Source organism: Flavobacterium sp. Arc3, from assembly GCF_041431375.1.
Taxonomy (GTDB): Bacteria; Bacteroidota; Bacteroidia; order Flavobacteriales; family Flavobacteriaceae; genus Flavobacterium.
The window spans coordinates 58849-80044 of record NZ_JASMRI010000010.1; the positions used below are offsets into that span (position 1 = coordinate 58849).

17 protein-coding genes are annotated in these 21196 nt (G+C 33.6%); 11 read left to right on the top strand and 6 right to left on the bottom strand.

Annotation, left to right across the window (positions count from 1 at the left end; all coding sequences use genetic code 11):
- Positions 1 to 92: 92 nt before the first annotated feature.
- The 3 genes from QO200_RS09100 to QO200_RS09110 all read right to left on the bottom strand — a co-directional run bounded on the left by QO200_RS09100 (position 93) and on the right by QO200_RS09110 (position 4808).
- Positions 93 to 2312 (bottom strand): bifunctional (p)ppGpp synthetase/guanosine-3',5'-bis(diphosphate) 3'-pyrophosphohydrolase, encoded by a 2220-nt coding sequence (locus tag QO200_RS09100; protein ID WP_371538916.1) that lies wholly within the window; start codon positions 2310 to 2312, stop codon positions 93 to 95.
- Positions 2313 to 2421: 109 nt separating this feature from the next.
- On the bottom strand, positions 2422 to 3975 hold the full coding sequence (locus QO200_RS09105; RefSeq protein ID WP_371538920.1) for a serine hydrolase: 1554 nt from the start codon (positions 3973 to 3975) through the stop codon (positions 2422 to 2424).
- A gap of 47 nt (positions 3976 to 4022) precedes the next feature.
- Positions 4023 to 4808: a TrmH family RNA methyltransferase gene (locus tag QO200_RS09110; protein ID WP_371538922.1), complete on the bottom strand. Its 786-nt coding sequence runs from the start codon at positions 4806 to 4808 to the stop codon at positions 4023 to 4025.
- Positions 4809 to 5021: 213 nt separating this feature from the next.
- Here QO200_RS09110 and QO200_RS09115 point away from each other — a divergent pair, with 213 nt between their 5' ends.
- From QO200_RS09115 to QO200_RS09135, 5 genes are read left to right on the top strand one after another with little or no spacing between them, the layout of a single operon-like run.
- Complete coding sequence (locus QO200_RS09115) at positions 5022 to 5624, top strand: trimeric intracellular cation channel family protein (RefSeq protein ID WP_371538924.1); 603 nt, start codon at positions 5022 to 5024, stop codon at positions 5622 to 5624.
- Positions 5625 to 5659: 35 nt separating this feature from the next.
- Positions 5660 to 6610 carry a FemAB family protein gene (locus tag QO200_RS09120; RefSeq protein WP_371538927.1) on the top strand — a complete coding sequence of 317 codons (951 nt, stop codon included), beginning with the start codon at positions 5660 to 5662 and terminating at the stop codon, positions 6608 to 6610.
- Positions 6607 to 7710 (top strand): DegT/DnrJ/EryC1/StrS family aminotransferase, encoded by a 1104-nt coding sequence (locus QO200_RS09125; protein WP_371538930.1) that lies wholly within the window; start codon positions 6607 to 6609, stop codon positions 7708 to 7710. Before QO200_RS09120 ends, QO200_RS09125 begins: the two co-directional genes overlap by 4 nt.
- Before the next feature lie 3 nt (positions 7711 to 7713).
- A complete protein-coding gene (locus tag QO200_RS09130) occupies positions 7714 to 9201 on the top strand; it encodes an O-antigen translocase (protein WP_371538933.1) in 1488 nt (495 codons plus the stop codon).
- Complete coding sequence (locus QO200_RS09135; RefSeq protein WP_371538935.1) at positions 9191 to 9928, top strand: transferase; 738 nt, start codon at positions 9191 to 9193, stop codon at positions 9926 to 9928. The genes QO200_RS09130 and QO200_RS09135 overlap by 11 nt, the downstream gene beginning before the upstream one ends.
- A 4-nt stretch (positions 9929 to 9932) precedes the next feature.
- Here QO200_RS09135 and QO200_RS09140 read toward each other — a convergent pair whose 3' ends face one another.
- Positions 9933 to 10817, bottom strand: a complete 885-nt coding sequence (locus QO200_RS09140) for a glycosyltransferase (protein WP_371538938.1) — start codon at positions 10815 to 10817, stop codon at positions 9933 to 9935.
- Between the two features lie 48 nt (positions 10818 to 10865).
- Between QO200_RS09140 and QO200_RS09145 the strand changes: the two genes are divergently transcribed.
- Genes QO200_RS09145 through QO200_RS09155 form a run of 3 tightly spaced genes read left to right on the top strand, consistent with a single transcriptional unit; the run spans position 10866 to position 13472 of the window.
- A complete protein-coding gene (locus QO200_RS09145; RefSeq protein WP_371538941.1) occupies positions 10866 to 11969 on the top strand; it encodes a glycosyltransferase in 1104 nt (367 codons plus the stop codon).
- Between the two features lie 4 nt (positions 11970 to 11973).
- Positions 11974 to 12378 carry an FdtA/QdtA family cupin domain-containing protein gene (locus tag QO200_RS09150; RefSeq protein WP_371538943.1) on the top strand — a complete coding sequence of 135 codons (405 nt, stop codon included), beginning with the start codon at positions 11974 to 11976 and terminating at the stop codon, positions 12376 to 12378.
- Positions 12375 to 13472: a glycosyltransferase family 4 protein gene (locus tag QO200_RS09155; protein WP_371538946.1), complete on the top strand. Its 1098-nt coding sequence runs from the start codon at positions 12375 to 12377 to the stop codon at positions 13470 to 13472. The genes QO200_RS09150 and QO200_RS09155 overlap by 4 nt, the downstream gene beginning before the upstream one ends.
- Here QO200_RS09155 and QO200_RS09160 read toward each other — a convergent pair.
- Together QO200_RS09160 and QO200_RS09165 are read right to left on the bottom strand one after the other, a co-directional pair.
- A complete protein-coding gene (locus tag QO200_RS09160) occupies positions 13455 to 14363 on the bottom strand; it encodes a glycosyltransferase family 2 protein (protein ID WP_371538948.1) in 909 nt (302 codons plus the stop codon). The two genes, QO200_RS09155 and QO200_RS09160, sit on opposite strands and share 18 nt — an antisense overlap.
- Entirely contained in the window at positions 14363 to 15046 is a 684-nt protein-coding gene (locus QO200_RS09165) for a cell division ATP-binding protein FtsE (protein ID WP_371539112.1), read from the bottom strand. Before QO200_RS09165 ends, QO200_RS09160 begins: the two co-directional genes overlap by 1 nt.
- 277 nt (positions 15047 to 15323) lie before the next feature.
- On the opposite strand from QO200_RS09165, the gene QO200_RS09170 reads away from it, so the two are divergent.
- From QO200_RS09170 to QO200_RS09180, 3 genes are all read left to right on the top strand, one after another.
- Positions 15324 to 18338, top strand: a complete 3015-nt coding sequence (locus tag QO200_RS09170; protein ID WP_371538950.1) for a tetratricopeptide repeat protein — start codon at positions 15324 to 15326, stop codon at positions 18336 to 18338.
- Positions 18339 to 18397: 59 nt separating this feature from the next.
- Positions 18398 to 19264: a PhzF family phenazine biosynthesis protein gene (locus QO200_RS09175; protein WP_371538952.1), complete on the top strand. Its 867-nt coding sequence runs from the start codon at positions 18398 to 18400 to the stop codon at positions 19262 to 19264.
- 97 nt (positions 19265 to 19361) lie between these two features.
- Positions 19362 to 21113, top strand: a complete 1752-nt coding sequence (locus tag QO200_RS09180; RefSeq protein WP_371538954.1) for a TonB-dependent receptor — start codon at positions 19362 to 19364, stop codon at positions 21111 to 21113.
- Positions 21114 to 21196: the final 83 nt, after the last annotated feature.

Genomic DNA, 21196 nt, shown 5'->3' on the forward strand with positions numbered 1-21196 from the left:
ATAATTTGTGAGTTTTGAAACAAAAAGAACTTAAATCCTGTAGTCTTGAATGTATCAAAAAAATCGATAATTATGATTTCATCCCAATGCTTTTATTTTTTGTAAACACGTGTCACCTTATCGATTCCGTCAATTTTTTTAATATTATCGATTAGTTTATTCAGTAAAGTGCTATTCTGAACCACAACAATTAACTGCCCTTTGAATAGTCCGGCATCGCCGTTTAATGATATACTTTGAATATTGACCTGCATATTATTCGAAATTACCTTAGTCAACTCATTTGTAAGTCCTAAAGTATCCATTCCTGTAATATTTATGATGGCCTTAAATTCTTGTTGTGAAGAATCAATCCATTTAGCTTGCATGATACGATAGGCGTAGTTGGACTGCATTGCGATTGCATTTGGACAGTCTTTCTTATGCACTTTTATACCTTCATTAATGGTAACAAATCCAAAAACAGGATCTCCTGGAATGGGGTTACAGCAGGTTGATAGTTTGTAGTCTAGTTTATCTTGTTCCTTACCAAATACAAGCATGTCATAGTTGCTGCTCAATACTTGTTTGTGGACGTCTGCATCAGCAGTTGGTCCAGAACGTTTCATTTTACTTTTAAAGAAATTGATTAAAGTATTGCTTTTTTGAGCAGCATAATCTTTCAGTTGCTGGTTGTCAATTGAGCCCACACCAACTCTATAAAACAAATCTAAACTGGTTTTTAGTTTAAAAAAATTGACTAATTCATTAACAACACCTTCGTTTAAAGTTATTTTAAGATGTTTTAATTTACGTGTTAGAACTTCTTTTCCGTCTTCAGCAATTTTTTTAGTATTCTCATTTAAGACATTTCTAATCTTATTTTTTGCTCTGGACGTGGTAACGTAATCAAGCCAGTTGATTGTTGGTTTTTGATTTTGGGAAGTGATAATTTCTACCTGATCCCCATTTTTTAATTCATAATTTAGAGGAACTAATTTTCCGTTTACACGCGTTCCACGGGTCTTTATCCCTATTTCAGAATGTATGCCAAAGGCAAAATCCAGCGAAGTAGCTCCCTTAGGTAAGGATTTGATGTCTCCTTTTGGAGTGAAAACATAGATCTCTTTTGAATAAAGATTCATTTTAAAATCCTCAACAAAATCTACGGCACTGGTTTCTGAATTTTCGAGTGCTTCTTTAAGTAAGTTTAACCAAACATCCAAACCACCTTCTTCTGTGGCGCCGTTTTTATATTTGTAATGTGCTGCGTATCCTTTTTCTGCAATTTCGTCCATACGTTCACTGCGAACTTGTACTTCTACCCAGCGTCCTTTTGGTCCCATTACCGTAATGTGCAATGCTTCATATCCGGTAGATTTAGGCGAGGAAATCCAATCGCGTAAACGACTTGGACTTGGACGATAATGGTCGGTTACAATAGAGTATATTTTCCAAGCAAGAAACTTCTCATCATGCGGGTTTGCTTTGTAAACAATGCGAAGAGCAAACTTGTCATAGACTTCATCAAAACTTACATTTTGAGTCAGCATTTTTCTTCTGATTGAATAGATCGATTTTGGACGACCTTTTATAATGTATTCAACACCTTCAGCATCTAAAGAGGTTTTAATCACGTCAGAGATGTCTTTTATATAGGCATCCTGTTGGTCTTTGGTCTCTTTTATTTTACTTACTATATCATTGTAAATGGGTGGTTCAGTATATTTTAACCCTAAATCCTCTAGTTGTGTTTTGATGTTGTATAACCCTAGACGATGGGCAAGCGGTGCATAGATATATAAGGTTTCAGAGGCAATTTTGACTTGTTTATGGTTTTCCATGGATTCCATGGTTTGCATGTTGTGCAATCTATCGGCAATTTTTATCAGGATAACGCGCACATCATCATTAAGCGTCAATAACATTTTACGGAAATTTTCGGCTTGCATCGATACGTTCATGTCCTTTTGAACCAGAGAAATCTTAGTTAATCCTTCGACAAGTTGCGCTACTTTTGGATTAAAAATCCGTTCAATGTCTTTAACAGAAGTAGGAGTATCTTCTACAACATCATGCAATAATGCTGCAGCAATAGAAGTGGCACCAAGACCTATTTCTGAAGCGACTATTTTTGCCACAGCAATAGGATGAAATATATAGGCTTCTCCTGATTTTCTTCTTTGTTCTTTATGGGCTTCTACAGCAACGTCAAATGCCTTACGTATTAGTTTTTTGTCTTCTGGAGACAAGGTTTGGTAACTGATACGAAGTAATTCTTTGTATTCCTGAGCAATTGCTTTGTTCTCTTTTTCTATATCTATTTCTGTCATAGCGGCATGGTTCATTTTCTAAAAATAACTATAAGTTAGCATATATGCAAGCGATAAATTAAGGCCTGATATTTTATATTTTGCCTGCTCTTTCAAGGATATTTTAGGGTTATTTTTTTTCAATTCGAACAAAATCCAAATCCTGAAAATCATAACTAAAATCGGTTAGATTAGATATAGGATTCATTTTTAGAGTAATAGCTTTTTCGTTTTCATCAAAGGTAAAAAAGAGATGGGCATCTGCATGTAAATAAGCATTGTTCCATTTTACCACATAGTTTCCTTTTTTATAGAAAAACACCTCTCCACTAAGCTGAGAAGAACGTTTAGATTCAAAGAATAACCTCCCTTTTTTCTCGTTTATAACAACATCTCCAAACCATTTGTCTTGGTAGGTTCCTGTAATTGAAGCTAGGTCAACTTTTACTTTGTCTTTTTTGTTTTTTGCAACGGTAGCCCACACTTCATCGGTTACTTTATCAGCGCTCTCTTCATTAGCTTTAATGCGGTTGCTGTATATTGTAACATAATCCTCTGAAACAATATCTAAATAACTATCTTTTATGGTGTTTGTAATCGCATTAAATGCAGAACCTGATTGCTGGTTTGTCAATACAATAATACCGAGCTGTAATTCTGGAATATAAGTAGTCTGAGTTACAATTCCTTCTAAACCTCCAGTATGCGTAACTTGTTTGTACCCTTTTACATCGCTTAAAAACCAACCTAATCCATAACCATTGAAATGTGTGTTATAGGGAGCTTTCGTTTTAGTTGGAATAATAGTTTGCAATTGCCACATTTCATCATGCTCTTTCTCTGAAAATAACTGCTTGTTTTCAGGACCATATTTTCCATTATTCATTTGCATAATCGCCCATTTGCTTAAGTCATTTACGCTAGAATAGATTCCGGCCGCTGCATCAAAAAGCTGGTTTTTGTAGCGTTTGATTACTTTTAGCTTTCCATCTATAGGTACGTGAGGGGCAATAATATTAGTGGAGTCTTTTAAGCGAACAAATGAAGCTGCGCTGTGATTCATTTCTAATGGTTCCATAATACGCTCTTCAATAAAGTCACCCCAGCTTTTTCCACTAACTACATGAATCACTTCTCCCGCTACAATATACAACAGATTGTCATAATCATATTTAGTTCTAAAAGCCGAAACAGGCTTCAAATATTGTAAGTTTTGAATAATGTCAGTGGCAGTAAAATTACTTCCGTCAGGCCAAATCATTAAATCACCTGCTCCAAGACCAAGTCCGCTTCTGTGTGTTAATAAATCACGAATAGTGAATTCCTGAGTTACATAATCATTGTACATTCTAAAATTAGGAAGGTATTTAATGACTTTATCATCCCATTTTATTTTTCCTTCATCCACTAGTATGGCTAATGATGCACTTGTAAAAGCTTTACTATTAGAAGCAATACCAAATAAAGTATTGGCGTCTACTTTTTCTTTAGTATCGATAGATTTTACTCCGTACCCTTTGGCAAGAACTACTTTTCCGTCTTTTACAATGGCTACTGCAATTCCAGGGACATTAAATGCAGTTAAGGTTTTATTTACCAATGCGTCCACTTGTGGCTCTGTTATTTGAGCGAAAGAAAGTGTTGTTGTGATTAGCGTTATTAGTGCGAATAATTTATTTTTCATACTCTTGTTTTTTTTCTTGTTTAATTCTGGAATTAATAAATGTTATTTTAAAATCCTCTTTGCCTTTTGGCCTCAAAAATCAATATCGCTGCGGCAACCGAAACATTCATGCTGTCGATTTCGCCCTGCATAGGAATTATAATATTTTGGGTAGCAGCATCACGCCATTCTTGCGTTAAGCCTGTTGCTTCTGTACCAACAACTAGCGCTGTTGGTGTCGTGTAATCTTGGGTATGATATGATGTTGAGTTTTGCAAAGTAGCACAGTAGAAATTGATTTTTTTCTCTTGTAAAAAAGCAATGATTTCTGCCGTTGTTCCAGTTGCAATTTGGTTGGTAAATAAACAACCGACACTCGAACGCACAACGTTTGGATTGTACAAATCACTTTTGGGATTGGCAATAATTACGGCATCAAGATTAGCAGCATCTGCTGTTCGCAATAAAGCACCAATATTTCCAGGCTTCTCAGTAGCTTCGGCAACAAGAATCAATGGGTTGTCTGATAATTTTAAATCAGACAGCTGTTGTGATTTTGCTTTGGCTATGGCCAAAATACCCTCAGTAGTATCACGATAAGCCAGTTTTTGAAATACATCTTTGTTTATTTCAATTAGCTCCGTAGTATTTGATATCTTTTTTGCCTCAATTTCAGTGCAGATTTCAGGGTAAAATAAGAGCGTTTCTATTTCATAACCTCCTTTAAGTGCTAAGGAAATTTCTCGTTTTCCTTCAATTAAAAAAGTACCGGTTTGCTTGCGGTTTTTAGCTTTTTCTTGTAATAATACCAAAGATTTTATGAATGGATTTTGAATTGAAGTGATTTGTTTCAAGTGATTCTAAAATTTAATTATTATTGAGGAAACAAAGATACGCAGAGAACGGGCAGTTTTAAAAATTTGAAACAGAATATTTGTAAACCTGAAAAGAGATTCTACAGATATGTCTGTCAGAACTACTTTCCACAAGTATTTTTCTTTAATTTTGCAGCAATTGTTTTTAGAAAAAACAATACATTTTTCTCAATTTAAACTCACAAAAAAAACATGTTTCATTTATTGGATATCATAGGGACAATTGCTTTTGCGTTATCGGGAGCGTTGACTGCGATGAGTAAAAAATTGGACCTCTTTGGTGTGTTTATTATTGCCTTTGTTACTGCTGTAGGCGGAGGGACTTTGCGGGATGTAATGATTGGAACAACACCTGTGGGATGGATGCTTAATTTAGAGTATGTATATGTGATATGCATTGCTTTTGCTTTAGCACTGATATTTAGAAAGAAATTCGAGAGACTCCGTACATCACTATTTTTGTTTGATACTATTGGGCTTGGTGTTTTTACGCTAATTGGTCTCGAAAAAGGAATTAGTGTTGGTCTACATCCTATCGTTTGTATTGCTTTAGGAACCATGACCGCTTGTTTTGGAGGTGTTATTCGGGATATTTTATGTGCTGAGATACCAGTGATTTTTAGAAAAGAAATTTATGCCACTATTTGTATTCTGGGCGGAATTGTATTTTTTATGCTGAAAAACTTCAATTTAGATAATGATATTTTATATTTAATAACCTCAATGGTAATTATTTCAGTTCGTTTGATGGCGGTAAGATTCAAATGGTATTTACCCACTTTAGTAAACGAGTAAAAAATGATTACTTTCACGAAGTCTAAAAATTAACAGTGAAAAATTATTCCGTCAAACAATATCAAGGTAGTGATTATGCAAATTGGAATGCTTTTATAAGCAAAGCCAAAAATGCTACCTTTCTTTTTCATCGGGATTTTATGGAATACCATTCAGACCGATTTCAAGATTATTCTATACTTATTTTTAAAGACGATAAACTTATTGCAGTATTGCCTGCAAACCGCGTTGAAGAGACCGTTTATTCTCATCAAGGTTTGACTTATGGCGGACTGGTGTATTCCTCTAAAATAAATGGAGAAGTAGTAGGAGATATTATTGAATCTCTTTTATCTTTTCTAAAAGAGAAAGGAATGCAGTTTTTTTATTTTAAACCTATTCCTTTTTTTTATTCTTCTGGGGGAAATCATGAAATAGATTTTTTTCTATTTAAAAACGGAGCGTTTCTAGATAAAAAAGAAATGAATTTGGCTGTCAATTTAGCACTGCCATTAACGATTTCAAAAAGTAAATTAAAGCATTTTAGAAAAATTGAAGATCTCGATTTAGAAATAGTTGAAGAACAGCAATTACAATCTTTCTGGGAATTGGTTTTAGAACCTAGATTACTGGATAAATACGATGCTCAACCAGTTCATACCCTACAAGAAATAACAAAGTTAAAGAGTAATTTTCCGGATTACATCAAGCAGTTTTCTGTGTATTATAACAATGATATAATTGCCGGAATTACACTTTTTGAAACAGATACAGTGGTGAAATCACAATATGGTGCTACTACTAAGAAAGGGGAGGAGTTGCGTGCATTGGATTTTCTATTTATTAATTTAATACATAAATACAAGCGAGAAGGAAAACAGTTTTTTGATATGGGGATTGTGAATGACGATAATGAAAAAGGATATCATGCTGGTCTTTTGAAACAAAAAGAAGAATTAGGTTGCGCTGTTTACAGTCAGGATTTTTATAAAATGAATCTCATATGATACCATTTTTAGATTTAAAAAAAATAAACACTCCGTATGAAACTGCTTTTCAAGAGAAGATGAAAGCAGTTTTAGAAAATGGCTGGTACATTCTGGGCGAAGAAGTCAGCGCTTTTGAAAGTAATTTTGCAGTTTATTGCGGGGCTAAATATTGCATCGGGGTAGGGAATGGTTTTGACGCCTTGGCTTTGATTTTTAAAGGCTACATTGAATTAGGAAAGTTAGAAAAAGGAGATGAAGTCATTGTTCCTGCCAATACCTATATCGCAAGTATTCTAGCTATTCTCGAAGCAGATTTAATTCCGGTTTTGGTCGAGCCAAAGTTGGAAACCTATAACATCGACCCTGATTTAATTCAAGGAAAAATTACTTCAAAAACCAAAGCAATTCTAGCCGTTCATTTGTACGGACAATTAGCCGAGATGGATTCTATAAACGCAATCGCAATTCAACACAATTTACTACTATTAGAAGATGCGGCTCAGTCTCATGGCGCTATCGCAAATTATAAACCTCAGAAAGCGGGGAATCTAAGCAATGCTGCTGCTTTTAGTTTTTATCCCGGTAAAAATTTAGGCGCACTAGGTGATGGTGGTGCGATAGTTACAAATGATTCGGCATTAGCCAAAATCGTATTTTCACTTCGTAATTATGGTTCAGAAACCAAATATTACAATGATTATGCTGGAGTAAATTCAAGGTTAGATGAGTTGCAAGCTGGTTTTTTGAATGTGAAATTACCGCATTTAGATATAGAGAATGACCAACGAAGAGCAATCGCACGTAGGTATTTATCTGAAATTAAGAATGATAAAATAATGCTGCCCAAATGGGATTCTTCAAACAATCATGTTTTTCATTTGTTTGTTATTCGAACAGAAAACAGGGAAGAATTACAAAAGTATTTATATCAAAATGGAATACAGACCGTGATTCATTATCCCGTTCCTCCACACAAGCAAAAAGCATTGCTAGAGTGGAATAATATATCACTTCCTATTACTGAAAAAATACATGAAACGGTGTTGAGTTTACCTATAAGTCCCGTTTTAACAGCCGAAGAAGTAACTTTTATTATAGCAATTTTAAATAAGTACTAAATAGTGAGTGACAAAGCATCCTACGAACAAATTGTAAAAACCACTTCGCTTTTCGGAGGGGTGCAATTTTTGAATATTATCATTTCAATAGTTCGTATAAAGCTGATTGCCGTGTTTATTGGTCCAGCAGGGATGGGAATAATTTCGTTATTGAATTCGGCTATAAATATCATTAGCGGTGTTTCGGGTTTGGGAATTGAAACTAGTGCTGTCAAGCATATTTCCGGCAAGTATAAGGAAAATGATTTAAGTAGTGTTTCTACGATGGTCTCCACGGTTAAAAAACTAGTCTTGGGTACCGGAATTTTTGGTGCGCTACTGGCCATATTTTTTTCCTCGTGGTTGAGCACGATTACTTTTGGAAATACAGATTATACTTTGGCCTTTGTCTTGATTTCAGTTACGGTTTTGCTAAAACAATTGGCTTCAGGCCAATTAGTGGTCTTGCAAAGCTTGAGAAAAATGAGACTTCTGGCGAAAGCCAATTTCTATGGAAATTTAATGGGCTTGCTTGTTTCAATTCCAGTATATTATTATTACAGAATAGATGCAATAATACCAACAATGATTATTATTTCATTAAGCTCATTTTTGTTTGCATTTTATTTTTCGAAAAAAATAGAAATTCCAAAAAATAATCTCACAACCAAAGAGTTACTAATTGAAGGAAAAGGCATAGTTAAGCTGGGTATTCTATTAACAATAAGCGGATTGTTAACTTTGCTGTCTAGTTATTTAATTCAGATTTATGTTGGGAAAATAGGCGGTTTAGTAGAAGTAGGTTTTTACACTGCTGGTTTTACACTGTTGAATTCTTATGTTGGAATCATTTTTACGGTAATGAGTACCGATTATTTTCCGAGATTGTCTTCTATTAGTGATGATAATGTAAAAGTGAGAGCGAGTGTTATTCAGCAATCGTTCATTTCAATTTTGATTATAACGCCAATAGTGATTCTGTTTTTGACATTTATTCCGATGATTGTAAAAGTCATATATACTCCTAAATTCATTTCCATTATACCAATGGTTTGTTTCGGTATCTTAGCGATGTTGTTTAGAGCCGTATCTTGGTCGATGGGGTTTATTCTGATTGCCAAAGGAGATTCTAAAATGTTTATACTAACAGCTGTAGTTTTTAATGTGCTTTCCTTGGTGATGAATGTTTTGGGGTATTATTTTTATGGACTTGAAGGACTTGGGATTAGTTTTTTAATCTATTATAGCATTCATTTTGTTGCTTTAAAAGTAATTACTAAAAAGAGATATGATTTTTATTTCGAGAGTGATTTTTATATTCTTTATTTCGTCTGCATTGCAATGTGTATTACTACTTTTGCGCTAAGATATGTGCCAAATACATTTGTAAAATACACCTCAATGTTGCTGATGGCTTTGTTGTCAATACTATATGTGTTATATCACTTAAATAAAAAAATGGAGTTAAAATCATTTTTCAATACTATAATAAAGAAAAAAAATGATCAATAATCTTAAAATAGGCTACCATAAGTTGAAGTTTTACTCCGGTGTGAACTGGCCTAAAACGCTTTATTTTAATTTTAAGAAGTTTCCTTATCGCACCGCTAAGAAACTGCCTGTATTTTTTTACGGGAAAGTAAAATTAACAGATATTTCTGGTAAGATCGAAATCACTGCGCCTATTAGAAAGGGGATGATTGGCTTTGGGCAACCTTATGAAATGAACACCTTACATAAAGGAATTGCGGAAATTAGTCTTACAGGAAAATTAGTTTTTAAAGGACATCTTCAATTTGGAAAAGATTATTTTATCTACATAGGAAAGGGTGCTTATTGTGAATTTGGACATATGGCATCAATGGCTTCTAATGCTAAACTGATTGCTATTGAAAGTGTTGTTTTAGGAGATTTTGCTCGTTTTGGCTCAGAATCTCAAATTATGGATACTAATTTTCATCAAATGATTGATACAAGTACAGGAGAGCGATATAAAGTTACGCAGCCTGTAGTTATAGGGAACTATAATTATATTGGAAACAGAGTGTCTGTTATGCCAGGTACTCATACGCCAAATTACTGTACCGTAGCTTCAAATAGTTTGTGCAATAAAGATTTTTCTAAGCTAGAGGAAAACATATTACTAGCGGGTATGCCGGTTAAATTGATACGAAATATGATTTCGAGAGACTGGAAAGCGGAACGCGAATCATTAGAGGATTATCTAACTATTCGATGATTTTTTAAAGTAGAATTTTTATTCGAAGCTTAATCTCCATGGCGATGTACTTTAGTACTAACTCAAAATTTGAAGTTCGAAAAGCTAAAATTATCTCAAAATGAATTCGTTTTAAAATCGCTTTGTTTTCTTCGTTAGTTCGATTTAACTGAATCGCTTTTTTCAATATTATAAAAGTCGAATTGTTGATTTTGTTCCTTCTCTTGAAAAATGTGGTTCCTAATGAATTGGCTACGTTTCTTTTGTTAATTAAAATTTTGTCAATAAAATCAACTTCATATACGCGGGAAGAACGAATCCAAAAATCCAAATCCTCGTACGCTAGATTTTCATCATAGCCATTAAGTGCGTCAAAAACAGTTTTTTTAACCATTGACGAAACAGAACAAATGCTATTGCCACCCGTTATTACGGATAAATAGATGTCACCAGTTACTCTTTTTTGAATCACATTTTTATGGTGGTCAACTGCAAAATAATAAGAGTCAAAATCACCATTCTCATTGATTAATGCTGCATTTCCATAAACCATTCCTAAGTTTTTAAAAGGACTATTGGTAAAAGCATTACATTGCAGGCTTACACAATTGTTTAGTAAAACATCATCGGCAGCTAAGTCAATGATATACGCTCCTTTGGCTATTTTTAGGGCTTTATTAAATGATTTGGTGCTTCCTAGATTAGTTTCGTTTGCTATAAATTGAATTTCCGGATAGTCAAGAAGCCATTTTTCTATTACTGATTTAGAGTGGTCAGTACTGCAATCATCCACAATAATAAGCTCAATCAGTTTGTAATCCTGATTGATAACAGATTGTAAACTCTCTATAACATAGGGCTCTTGATTGTAACACAAGCAAATAATAGTAACTAATGATTTATCTTGCATATCTTTTTAAAAGAGTTATATATTTGATACGAAAATAAGAAATCGATAATGATATTGCCTAACAAAAAACATAAAATTGCTTTAATTGGTTACCGTCTGAGCGCTGGTGGAAGTGATAAAGTGATGGCTAATTTGTCTATTTTTTTCGAAAGTAAAGGCATTGAAATCCATAACATCATTGTAATTGATGAAGTTTCTTTTCCTTATGCAGGTAAACTGGTTAATCTAGGTTTATTGAAAAATGAAAGCAATGGGATTATTAATAAAGGCAAGCGATTGATTGCACTGCAAAAGTATCTAAAGGCTAATGATTTTGATTTTATCATTGATTTTCGCTTTCGAACTAAAGTATTTCAAGAACTTATAATTTCGAGATTAATTTATAATACCAAAACAATATTTACAGTACATAGTTTTTTGATAGATCATTATATGCCAAGAAATTCATGGCTAACAAGATTAATGTACAATCACTGTTATGCTAATGTGGCTTTAGTAGATCAGATGCAGGAATTGATTGTAAAAACGCATCAATTAGAAAATGTAGTTACGATTGCAAATCCTATTAATACTCAAGAAATCAATGAAAAGAGTAATGAAGAAGAATCACTTCCATTTCGCTATTGTATCGCTATTGGGCAGTTTGAAAACCCGATAAAGCAGTTTGATAAACTCATTATGAGTTATGCGAATTCTATTTTACCAGAAAAAAAAATACATCTTTTAATACTAGGAAACGGGGATAGAAACACATTAGAAAGTGTAGCAAAAGAGAATAATGTTGAAGATTTTGTTCGTTTTTTAGGCTATCAGGAAAACCCTTATAAATACTTGAAAAAAGCGAAGTTCTTAACTTTAAGCAGTAAAAATGAAGGGATGCCTAATGTTATTTTAGAATCGTTAGCATGTCGTACGCCTGTCGTTTCCTTTAATTGTTCGTCAGGGCCTTCGGCAATGATTTTAGATAGAGAAAACGGCCTTTTAGTAGAGGATCAAAATTTTAATAAGCTTACAGCAGCGATGAACGAAATGGTCATTGATGAAACTTTATATCAACACTGCAAGCAGAATGCAGCAAATAGTATTAAGCCTTTTCTATTAGACGTAATTGGACAGCAATGGTTAGATTTGATGAAAATTAATATTGAGTAAACAAATGAGCACACTAGAGAAAATACAATTACTGGAAATTCCGGTCGTCGAAGATGTACGCGGAAATTTAGGTTTTATTCAAAAGGATGTTTTGCCATTTGAATTTAAACGAGTGTATTATCTTTTTGATGTGCCGAGTACTGCTTTTAGAGGCGGACATTCGCATATTAAACAGGCTGAGGTATTGATTGCTTTAAGCGGAAGTTTTGAGGTTGTCCTTAATGACGGATACAGTAAAAAATCATTTGTTTTAAATAAACCCAATATTGGATTGTACATACCAACAGGTATATGGAGAGAATTAGAGAATTTCTCTTCGGGCTCGATATGTCTGGTTTTTGCTTCTGATGTATTTATAGAAGAAGATTATATCAGAGATTTTAGTGAATTTATGGATTCAAAAAAATGAGACTACTTTATATAGTACCCAATATAAATAATGAAGGTGGGGTCGCCAGAACATTAGCTATAAAAACGAAAGTGCTTATAGAGAAGTGGAATTATGAAGTGCATGTTCTTACCCAAAACAACGGTAATTCCACTCCTTTTTATGATTTTGACGATAAAATTATATTTCATGATATGATTTTAAAGGGAAATCTATTTCAATTTTTAAACACCTATAACAAGTCACTATTAAAACAAATAGCCTTAGTAAATCCAGATGTTGTTATTGTTTGTGACAACGGTATAAAAGCATTTGCAATTCCGTTTTTGATTAAAAGCGAAGTGCCAATCGTTTTTGAATGTCATGGATCAAAATACATTGAAGAGTCAAAAGACAAGTATGGGCTTTTGTCTAAAGGGATTCGGTTTTTAAAATATAATTTTAAAAGTTTTGGCGCTAAAAAATTCACGAAATTCGTTGCATTGTCTAACGAAAGTTTGGCAGAATGGGATTTGAATAATTCGATAGTAATTCCTAACCCTTCTTGGTTGCAACCCAAAAAAACAGCAGAATTAAAGAATAAAAAAGTAATAGCAGTTGCTCGAAATTCATATGAAAAAGGATTGGACCGACTCCTGTTAATTTGGCAAAAAGTGGTGGTCAAACACCCAGATTGGGTTTTAGAAATTTATGGAAAAGAGGTGACTTCCTTAAAAGCAGTAGGCGAGAAGTTAGGCATTGATTCAAGCGTGCATTTTTATGAACCGGTGCAAAATATTGCTGCAAAATATGAAGAAGCTTCTGTGTCTGTTATGACTTCACGGCAAGAAGGTTTTCCGATGGTTTTGATTGAAGCGATGAGTTCTGGACTGCCTTGCATTGCTTACGATTGTCCTTGTGGTCCTAGAGCAATTATAAAGAATGATGATGACGGATTCCTGATTCCCGATGGCGATGAGGATGTTTTTGTAGAAAAACTACAGCAATTAATGCAAGAGGAAGAGCTGAGAAAATCATTTGGGAGTAAGGCGGCTAAAAGTGTTACTCAGTATAATAGCGATTTTATACTGAATCACTGGAACGAATTGTTCTTGGAGTTAGCGAGTAAAAATTGATTTTTGATTTTGCAATTGGCAGAAATAGCCCAGCTTATAAAGATCAAAAACGAACAATGAAGGCTTTTTTGAAAGCAAATTGTTTTTTAGAACGTTTTCGCCTTTTTTAAAGGTACGCGCAATTAATCTAGTAATCCCTATCTTTTTTAACAGTGTATAAGCGGTAATTATTTTGCTCTCGGTAGTAACGTGTTTTTTTGATTCAAAGATAAAAGCTAAATTTTCTAACGCTGTTTTTGTCTTTTTTAGAAATTGTTCTGAAGTTTCTAAGTTTAGATGATAAGTAGGGTTTTCGATATGATTGACCACAAATCCATTCGATTCTAACTCGACTAGAAAACACAAATCTTCATAACCGTATTTTGTTATTGTACTGTCAAAAGGGTGTTTTGTGAAAATCTCTTTTTTAATTACTAAATTTGAAGTTAAGGCATTCCTGTTTGGATTCTTAGTCCTGAGTTCTAGTGAAAGCGCCTCTCTTTTGTTTCCGTACACCCAACGCAATAATTTTTCTGTACTTGGTTTTTTGCTTTCGTATATAATTCCGCCATAAAGAACTGTGGCATTTCCTTTTTGAATGCAGTCGACGTAATTTTGAATGTAAAGTCTGTTTTTTGGGAAAGTATCGCAATCTACAAGCAACAAATAATCTTTAGCAGCCTGATTAGCGAGTGTATTTATATTGTGGCCTCTTCCTAGATTAGTTTTGTTTCTGGAAAAAGTACAGTTTTCTAAGGTGTTTATTGTTTGATTTTCGTTTAGATATTCACTAGAACAATCATCCTGACAAAGGATCTCAAAATCAATCTTGGCTTCCAAACACTGACTATACAATTCTTTTACTAAAGGAAATGCATCGTAATTGTAGATTGGAATAAGGATGGAAAGCATTACACTGCTCTTTGAACTACTTCAAATATTTTAGTGTCTTCACATTTTAATGTTTTCGATGGGAATTTCATTAACAAAGCATAATCATGGGTAGCCATTATTATTGTTTTTCCATTAGCATTGATTTTTCTCAATACTTCAAGTACTTCGGCGCTTGTTTGTGGATCTAGATTTCCGGTTGGTTCATCGGCAAGGATAAGTTCCGGGTCATTAAGCAATGCTCTGGCAATGGCAACACGTTGTTGTTCTCCACCAGAGATTTGATGTGGCATTTTGCTGGCGTATTCTTTCATTCCAACTTTATCTAATACCTCGTCAATTTTTCTGTCCATTTCATCTTTAACAGTCCATCCTGTAGCTTTAAGCACAAATAACATATTGTCTTTAATAGTACGGTCTGGTAACAGTTTGAAATCCTGAAATACAATACCAATTTTTCTTCTCAAAAAAGGGATGTCATCTTCTTTTAAGCTTGCTAAATCAAAATCTACAATGTGTGCTTCGCCTTCTGTCAATGGCATATCAGCATAAAGCGTTTTCATCAAACTACTTTTTCCTGATCCTGTTTTTCCAATGATGTATAAGAATTCACCACGGTTTACGTCCAAATTAATATTAGATAAAATCACTTTATCTTCTTGATGAATGGTCACGTTTTTTAAAGACAGTATAGCTTGAGACATAATTAGCATTTGTTTATTGGGTAAAAGTAATAAGATAACGGTTGTATTCAAAATAAATTTCATGTAATAACTGGGATTAGTCCGAATATAAATTTATCAATGGATAATGATAGTTGTCGAAATCAAAATGAGCGATGATTTGTAGTTTTATAAGTAGCTTGAAGAGTGATTAAGCGCTAATAATTCCATTGTTAAAACATTTGTTCATAATAAAACCGAAAGGGGATTCGTTATAGACCATAGAATATGATACATTTGAATATTAAAAAAAAATAAAATGCGTAAAATTTCTTGGCTTCTCTTTTTACTGGTTTTTGTTACATCTTTTTCTGTTTCGGCACAAAAATCAACAATATATACCCATGAATTAAAAGATTTTGATAAAGCCCTTTCGTTATTTAATGACGGACAATATGCTTCGGCTAAAATTATATTCGAAAAAGTAAAGTCAGAAACTAACAATGACGAGATAAAATCAGATTGTTCTTATTATGATGCTACTTGCGCGATCCGTATGAATCAGGCTAATGCTGATATGCTCATGGATCGTTTCGTTTCAGACTATCCTACAAGCGCTAAGAGCAATCAGGCTTTTATAGAAGTGGCTCATTATTATTTTGATCAAGGAAACTATCCTCAAGCGCTACAATGGTTCGAAAAGGTAAATGAAAGCCAACTGAGTTCTAGCGATAGAGATAAGTTTAATTTCCAAAAAGGATATAGTTTCTTTAATTCGAAAAATAAAAAAGAGGCAACTACTTATTTTAATAAGGTTGTAAACTCCCAAGAATATGGTTCCCAAGCGAAGTATTATTTAGGTTTTATCGCTTATGAGGGTGATGATTATAAGGAAGCAACGAAGTATTTTGATGCCGTGTCTGGTGAAGAAAAATACAAAGAAAAGCTTTCCTACTATCAAGCTGATATGAATTTTAAGCTAGGTAATTTTCAAAAAGCGATTGAGCTAGGCGAAAAAGCCATGGCTAAATCGAATGCGATTGAAAAGTCTGAACTGAATAAAATTATTGGAGAGAGCTATTTTAACCTAAAAAAGTACGAGCAATCGATTTCTTATTTGGCAGCATACAAAGGAAAAAAAGGCAGATGGAATAATACTGATTTTTATCAATTGGGTTATGCTTATTACAAGCAAAATGATTTTGAAAATGCCATTTCACAATTCAATAAGATTGTAAGCGGGAAAGATTTTGTAGCACAAAATGCCTATTATCATTTAGGTGAAAGTTACCTGAAGTTAGATAAAAAACAAGAAGCTTTGAATGCTTTTAAAAATGCTTCTGAAATGTCATTCGATGCTTCGATACAAGAAGATGCGAGTTTGAACTATGCGAAATTAAGTTATGAAATTGGGAATTCGTATCAAAGTGTGCCAGCAGTTTTGTTGGGTTTTATAAAAAAATATCCTGATAATGCCAACCGTTCCGTAGTAGAAAAATTGTTGATTGATTCGTACATCTCTTCAAAAAATTACAAGGAAGCATTAATTTTATTGGAAAAAAATAAAAGTCCTGAAAATAAATTGGCTTATCAAAAAGTTACTTTTTACAGAGGATTAGAATTCTATGCTGACAGAGACTATGCAGAAGCATTAAAAATGTTTAAAAAATCTATAGACGGGCAAATTGACGCTGCTATTACAGCAAGAGCCACTTTCTGGAAAGCGGAAACCGAATATGTTTTGGGTGATTATAAAAATGCATTATTGAGCTTTAAACAATTTGCAGGATCATCTCGTGCTTCCTCTGCATCAGAATATAAAAACATTAATTACAATATTGCATACACGTACTTCAAATTGAAAGAATACGATCAGGCGGCTACCTATTTTCAAAACCAAATTGAAACCGCGAAAGAGGACAAAGTGCGATTGACAGATTCTTACCTAAGATTAGGGGATTGTCAATTTGTAACCTCAAAATATTGGCCTGCAATGGAGGCGTATAATAAAGCAATCGAGATGAAGGGTGTTGATGCTGATTATGCCTTTTATCAAAAAGCAATTTGTTATGGCTTTGTTGCCAGAAACGATAAAAAAATTGAAGAGTTGAATTCTTTTATACAGCTGTATCCAAGATCAAACTATAGAGATGATGCGATGTATGAATTAGCAAATACTTATGTTGCAAGTGGAAAACAAGATTTGGCTTTGAAAACATTTGACCGTCTAATTTCTGAATTTAAGAGCGGATCTTATACTGCAAAATCAATTTTGCGTCAAGGGTTAATTTATTACAATTCTGATCGAAATGCAGATGCTTTGACGAAATTTAAAAAAGTAGCGGCTGATTTCCCTAAAACTCCAGAGGCACTTGAGGCGGTTTCAACAGCACGGTTGATTTATGTTGACGGTGGAAGAGTGGCTGAATATGCTACTTGGGTGCGAACTTTAGATTTTGTTGCAGTTACTGATGCAGATTTAGATAACGATACGTATGAATCAGCATTAAAACAATTTGAGCAGAATAATAACAAGCAGGCTATTTCTGGATTTACGGCATACAATGCTAGCTTTCCAAGGGGGATTCATTCTTTACAGGCTAACTTTTATTTAGCTCAAGCATACTTCTCTGAAGGTTTAGAGGCTAAATCGGTTCCTAATTATGAATTCGTAGTAGGACAGCCTAGAAATGAATTTACAGAACAATCTTTAGCTCGTTTGTCTCAAGTTTTATTGAAAGATAAAGATAATGCAAAAGCGATTCCGGTATTGCTTCGTCTTGAGAATGAAGCTGACTTTCCTCAAAACAAAGTGTTTGCACAATCTAATTTGATGAAATGTTACTACGATAAGAAAGATTATTCAAGCTCAGTTATCTATGCAGATAAAGTTTTGAGTAATCCTAAAACGGACGATAATGTGAAGAGTGATGCACAAATCATCATTGCTCGTTCAGCAATTCAAACAGGAGATGAGGCAAAAGCGAGATCAGGATATGCTAAATTGCTAACAATCGCTAAAGGAGAATTAGCAGCAGAAGCGTTGTATTATGATGCTTATTTTAAAAACAAAGACGGAAAGTTTGAGAGTTCAAATACAGCGGTTCAAAAATTAGCTAAAAATTATTCAGGTTACCGATATTTTGGTGCCAAAGGTTTAGTTCTAATGGCTAAGAATTTCTACGGTTTGAAAGATAGTTTTCAGGCGACTTATATTTTAGATAATGTAATTGAAAATTTCACTGATTTCCCAGATGTAATATCTGAAGCGAAAAGAGAATTAGGTGCCATTAAAACGGAAGAGTCAAAAACAAATTCATCGATAACGAATTAGGAATATTTAAAAAACAACTGGAATAATGCGGTTGCTGTGAATTTAAAATTATTTAAAAAATGACTATTCCTTTTTATATTATAGATGTATTTAGTAAAAAAAAATATGCTGGAAATCAACTGGCTGTTTTTTTAGATGCAGCTGATTTAACGACGGATCAAATGCAGCAAATAGCAAGAGAAATTAATTTTGCCGAAAGTACTTTTGTTACAGCTATGGCTGCTGAAGATAATAAAGCAACAATTAGAATCTTTACTCCTGCACATGAAATGCAATTTGCAGGACATCCAATAATAGGGACATCGTGGGTTTTGATGAATAGAATATTTGCTCATCATCCAAAAGCGATTGAATTAAATGTTCTAATAGGAGAAATTTCAGTCCGTCAAGTCAAAGATTTAGTTTGGTTAAAAGCAGCTCAACCAGATTTTCTGGATGTTTTTATGAAGGAAGATTTTGCGTCTTTTAGTAATTTGAGTGTGACTGATTTTGATAATCGTTTTGTGGTTCAGGAAGTAACTACAGGAAGTGCTTTTGTAATGGTACCGCTGAAAGATAAAGAGACTTTGAACGCGGTCAAAATAGATAAAGATAAAACTGCAGAATGGCTTAAAGCAAAATGTAAAACGGACCACAAAGCTTTGTATTTTTTTACTTTAGAAAATGAAATGCTTACGAGTAGAATGTTGTGTATTGAAAACAATCAGCTTATAGAAGATGCAGCAACAGGAAGTGCTAGTACTTGTTTGCAAGCTTTTTTATTAAAATATCACTCAACTAAAATAAAAATGGTGAACAACCAAGGAGAATGCATCAATCGAAATTCTCAAATATATTTTGAAGGGCAACTAGAGGAGAATCTATTTGATATAAATATTGGAGGAGAATCTCAATTTGTTGCGCAGGGAGAATGGGAAGTAGTTTAAAAAATAAGATAAAAGAAAAAAGATTAGATAAAGTACAAAATGCCGGAAGCAAGAAAACAGCCTTGTAGATGCCTTTTTTATAATAAAACAAAAAAACATGAAATTTAATTTCCAAAATAAAATAACAATTGCCTTTTTACTTCTAGTACTTCAGGTTTCTTTCGCACAAAAGAAAGAAGAAAATATAGGTTCTGAGGTTGTAAACGTTGTGAAACCTTATACTCCTGCAGTTTCAGATGCTTTCAAGGTACAGGAGACTCCAGTTCTGGATGATGAAGGGAATGCTAAAAAAGAAACAATTAAATATTCTATTTTCTCTTTTCCAGTTGCCTCTACTTTTACACCTTCAAAAGGAAAAGCGGAAGGTGTAGAAAAGACAAAACAAGAGCATATGTATGATAATTATGCGACACTTGGATTTGGAAGTTACAGAACTTTAAATGCCGAATTGTTTGTCAACCAAGAGCTCGATAATAATGATTACGTAGGCGGAATGTTTCGTCATCTTTCTTCGCAAGGGGGAATAAGCAGTGCAGAGTTAGACGATCGCTTTTATGACTCGTCAATCGATTTGACTTATGGGGCTAACTATAATGATATGTCTTGGAATGTGGATTTAGGGTATAAAAATCAGATCTATAACTGGTATGGATTACCGGAAAATTTTGGAGCTTCTTTAAATGCGTCTGATAGATCAGATTTGATTTATGGAATTGACCCACAGCATACCTATAACACGATTTCTTTTGGGGGTAAAGTTGATTTTAATGAAGGTGTGTTGAATGAAGCAAGCATGAAGTTTAATCGTTTTACGGATGCATTAGGTTCATCTGAAAACAGATTTTACATCAAGCCGTCTTTGCAATTTGACGTGATGGACGAGTCAGTTAAAACAGATGTAATAGTTGACTATGTAGGTGGTAGTTTTAAGGAATATTACAGGAATAATGTTCAACCGTTAAAATACGGGTATACAAATTTTGGTATTGCGCCTAGTTTTGTGATGCAAAAAGAGGATTGGACGTTGAATATCGGTGCTAAAGTTTTCTATAGTTTAGATAATGAAAACAGTGATAATAAATTGTATTTGTATCCTCAAATTAGTGCTTCTTACAAGGTAGTTGGGGACTTAATGATTTTTTATGCTGGTGCCGAAGGAAACTTAGAGCAAAATTCTTATATGGATTTTGCTAATGAAAATACATTCTTGTCACCAACCTTGAATATTGCGCCTACAGACAAGCAATATGATGTTTATGCTGGTTTAAAAGGGAAAATAGTGAACAACGTGAGTTATAATATTCGCGGGTCTTATGTGAACGAAAAAAATAAAGCATTGTATAAAAGTAATGATTACAGTGAAAATGCATCAAATGAAGATTATGAGTATGGGAATTCATTTAAAGTCGTTTATGATGATATGAAAACTTTAAGTTTATCTGCAGACTTGAAAGCTGATTTTTCAGATAATGTAACTTTTGGTATCAGTGGAACTGTCAATAGTTATACAAACGATTTCCAGCAAGAAGCTTGGAATTTGCCAACCGTTAAATTAAATTCTAGTATTGATGTTAATATTACTCAAAAATGGTTTGCTGGAGCTACTGTTTTTTATGTAGGAGAGCGTAAAGATATTCAATCGAATACCGCTTTTGCATTAAACTCTTCTCCAGTAATATTAGATAGTTATTTTGATGCTAATGCGCACATAGGTTATAAATACAACAGTCAGTTGACCGGTTTTGTAAGAGCGAATAATATATCGAATAATGATTATCAAAAATGGTTGAATTACCGTGTTCAAGGTTTTCAAATCGTGGTAGGTGCAAACTATAAATTTGATTTTTAATTTGGCTTTAATAAGCTAAAACGACAGCATAAAAAAATGGCTTCCTATATGGGAAGCCATTTTTTGTATATTCTAAAAATAGT

Excerpts from the sequence above, each read along its gene's own strand:
- QO200_RS09100 (WP_371538916.1), bottom strand. The coding sequence starts at position 2,312 with ATGACAGAAATAGATATAGAAAAAGAGAACAAAGCAATTGCTCAGGAA.
- QO200_RS09105 (WP_371538920.1), bottom strand. The coding sequence starts at position 3,975 with ATGAAAAATAAATTATTCGCACTAATAACGCTAATCACAACAACACTT.
- QO200_RS09115 (WP_371538924.1), top strand. The coding sequence starts at position 5,022 with ATGTTTCATTTATTGGATATCATAGGGACAATTGCTTTTGCGTTATCG.
- QO200_RS09125 (WP_371538930.1), top strand. The coding sequence starts at position 6,607 with ATGATACCATTTTTAGATTTAAAAAAAATAAACACTCCGTATGAAACT.
- QO200_RS09135 (WP_371538935.1), top strand. The coding sequence starts at position 9,191 with ATGATCAATAATCTTAAAATAGGCTACCATAAGTTGAAGTTTTACTCC.
- QO200_RS09140 (WP_371538938.1), bottom strand. The coding sequence starts at position 10,817 with ATGCAAGATAAATCATTAGTTACTATTATTTGCTTGTGTTACAATCAA.
- QO200_RS09145 (WP_371538941.1), top strand. The coding sequence starts at position 10,866 with ATGATATTGCCTAACAAAAAACATAAAATTGCTTTAATTGGTTACCGT.
- QO200_RS09150 (WP_371538943.1), top strand. The coding sequence starts at position 11,974 with ATGAGCACACTAGAGAAAATACAATTACTGGAAATTCCGGTCGTCGAA.
- QO200_RS09155 (WP_371538946.1), top strand. The coding sequence starts at position 12,375 with ATGAGACTACTTTATATAGTACCCAATATAAATAATGAAGGTGGGGTC.
- QO200_RS09160 (WP_371538948.1), bottom strand. The coding sequence starts at position 14,363 with ATGCTTTCCATCCTTATTCCAATCTACAATTACGATGCATTTCCTTTA.
- QO200_RS09165 (WP_371539112.1), bottom strand. The coding sequence starts at position 15,046 with ATGTCTCAAGCTATACTGTCTTTAAAAAACGTGACCATTCATCAAGAA.
- QO200_RS09170 (WP_371538950.1), top strand. The coding sequence starts at position 15,324 with ATGCGTAAAATTTCTTGGCTTCTCTTTTTACTGGTTTTTGTTACATCT.
- QO200_RS09175 (WP_371538952.1), top strand. The coding sequence starts at position 18,398 with ATGACTATTCCTTTTTATATTATAGATGTATTTAGTAAAAAAAAATAT.
- QO200_RS09180 (WP_371538954.1), top strand. The coding sequence starts at position 19,362 with ATGAAATTTAATTTCCAAAATAAAATAACAATTGCCTTTTTACTTCTA.